The sequence below is a fragment of the Rhizobacter sp. P3_B12 genome (genome assembly GCF_056402895.1).
The window spans coordinates 1-2,063 of the sequence record NZ_JBFUGN010001051.1 but is presented as its reverse complement, the minus strand read 5'-3'; the positions used below and the strand labels follow the sequence as shown (position 1 = coordinate 2,063).

At 70.0% G+C, this 2,063-nt stretch carries 4 protein-coding genes; all 4 read right to left on the bottom strand.

From position 1 onward, the window contains the following. Positions 1–369: hypothetical protein (locus AC1D01_RS31940; protein WP_477873527.1), on the bottom strand; the 369-nt coding region annotated here is incomplete at its 3' end. Then, on the bottom strand, positions 366–1,022 hold the full coding sequence (locus tag AC1D01_RS31935; protein ID WP_477873526.1) for a PulJ/GspJ family protein: 657 nt from the start codon (positions 1,020–1,022) through the stop codon (positions 366–368). The genes AC1D01_RS31935 and AC1D01_RS31940, both read right to left, overlap by 4 nt. 10 nt (positions 1,023–1,032) lie before the next feature. Continuing rightward, complete coding sequence (locus AC1D01_RS31930) at positions 1,033–1,578, bottom strand: GspH/FimT family pseudopilin (RefSeq protein WP_477873525.1); 546 nt, start codon at positions 1,576–1,578, stop codon at positions 1,033–1,035. Between the two features lie 158 nt (positions 1,579–1,736). Then, the coding region (locus tag AC1D01_RS31925; RefSeq protein ID WP_477873524.1) for a transcriptional regulator NrdR at positions 1,737–2,063 on the bottom strand (327 nt) is incomplete at its 5' end.

The following is a 2,063-nucleotide window of genomic DNA, read 5'->3' as shown; positions in this document are numbered from 1 at the left end:
GGACGGCATGGCGGGCGTCCCCTGGTAGCGCTCGCGGAAGGCCGTTCCCTCGGCAGCGGGGCGGCAGGTGGCGTCGACGGGGCGTTCGTCGTTGAGCCGGGCCAATGCCCACGCGAGCCCCGACTCCGCCGCTTCCGCGGCCTGGGCGGCGCGCATGCGGTTGCCGGAGGCTTTCAGCTCCTGCCATGCCACGCGGAGGGCATATGTCGCGGCCAGCGTGAGGGCCACGCCGACCACCAGCACCAGGATCAGCGCCACCGCACCGGATTGACCCGAAGCCGCGCCGCGGCCGCGCAATCGGCGGATCACTGGAGTACCTTCGTGCTGCGCACTCCGGTATTCGCCCTTGGAGCGGTCCGGCGGGCTCATCCCGGACACCCGCCGACCACGGCGTCATTGCGCACGCGGGCTTCGACCAGGGCCTCGCGCATCGCGCCGCCGGCCGCGGGAGCTTGATCGGTGGCCAGGGCCTGCAAGCGGATGCGGACCTGGCGTTGCAGCTGGTAGGGGCAGGTACCGGCATCGCAGGAGCGGCTGCAGAAATCCCGCAGGTCGATGCGTCGGATGTCGGGCGTGAACTCCAGCCGCGTGACCCGCATCGATGTCGCGTCGCTGAGGGCCTGCCAGCGCCCGCCACCGAACGCCATCTCGACGACGCCGCTGCGCAGCCGGTAGCCGAAGCGGCTCGGGGTGGTGCCGGCGGCCGGCGTGGCGGCGTAGTCGATGCTCAGGCCGTCACCACCCTCGGCGAGTGCGATGGCGGGGTCGGCCGAGCCGGCCACGGCTGCGGCACCGGCCGGCACCCGATGGCCGGCGCGGGCCAGGTCGCGCGAGATCACCTCGGCGATCGTCTGCAGGTCGTGCGTGAGGCGCAGGTCGGCCAGTTGGCGGCGGGTGTCCTGCAACTGGAACGCCAGCAGGCCCAGCGCCAGCGCGACGACCGCCAGGCCGATCGCCAGGCCCGCCATCAACTCGACGAGCGTGAAGCCGCGCTGCTGCGGCAAGGATGAGGTGGAGGCCATCGTCACCCCTTCAGCAGACACGGTAGCCCGCCACCGCGCCCTGCGGCGAGCAACTGCGCACGCGGCCGAGCAGGTTGACGACATGCTGGATCGCGAGGCCCGACGCGCTGGCCAACCGCAGCGTGGCAGCCGGCGTGCTGGTGCCGTGCTGCGCGTCGAAGCTCATCGTCGGGACATTGGCCTGCAGGCTGAGCTRCTGCACGGCCTGCAGCGCGACGTGGCGGATCGCGTGACCGCCGGCGTCGCAGGCCGCCTCGTCGTGTGACGTGCAACGGCACGCATCGATCGCTCCGACATAGACGACGTAACAGTTCGACGCTGTCGTCACGCCGCGAAAGCCGATGCGCACGGTCTGGTTGCGGTCGATGGCCTCGCTGCGGGCCAGCCGCAGGTCGGCCGCGAGGTCGTTCGCGACGCCTTCGAGCCGCCGCAGTTCCATCCAGCGCTGCAGGTTCGGTGCTGCGATCAGCGCGAGCACGGCGCACACCGCCACGCACACCATCAACTCGACGAGCGTGAAACCCTCGGCCGATCGCGGCCTGGCAAGCTGAAGCATGTGGGCTCCCCCTGATGAACGGACGCGGACTTTAGGAAGTGCCGCGCTGCCGGCCACTCCCCCAAGGGGGGGAGAAGCGGCAAAGACCACCCTCGGATGTACCGGTACGTGAGGGGGTCTGGGGGGATTTCGCGAGGTTTAGGGTGCTATGTACGGGTTCAGATGTCCCGAATCAGCTGCCGGAACTCATCGACGTCTTCGAAGCTGCGGTAGACCGAGGCGAAGCGCACGTAGGCGACCTTGTCGATGCGCTTGAGCTCGCGCATCACCAGTTCGCCCAGGCGTGTCGAGGGCACTTCCTTGGAGCCGCTGTTGAGCAGCTTGTCCTGGATGYGCTCCATCGCCGCGTCGATCTGCTCGACGCTGACCGGCCGCTTGCGCAGCGCCAGCGTCATCGAGGCGCGGATCTTCGAGGCATCGAAATCGGCGCGCGTGCCGTCCTTCTTGACGACGGACGGCAGCGCGATCTCGGCACGCTCGTAGGT

Excerpts from the sequence above, each read along its gene's own strand:
- AC1D01_RS31935 (WP_477873526.1), bottom strand. The coding sequence starts at position 1,022 with ATGGCCTCCACCTCATCCTTGCCGCAGCAGCGCGGCTTCACGCTCGTC.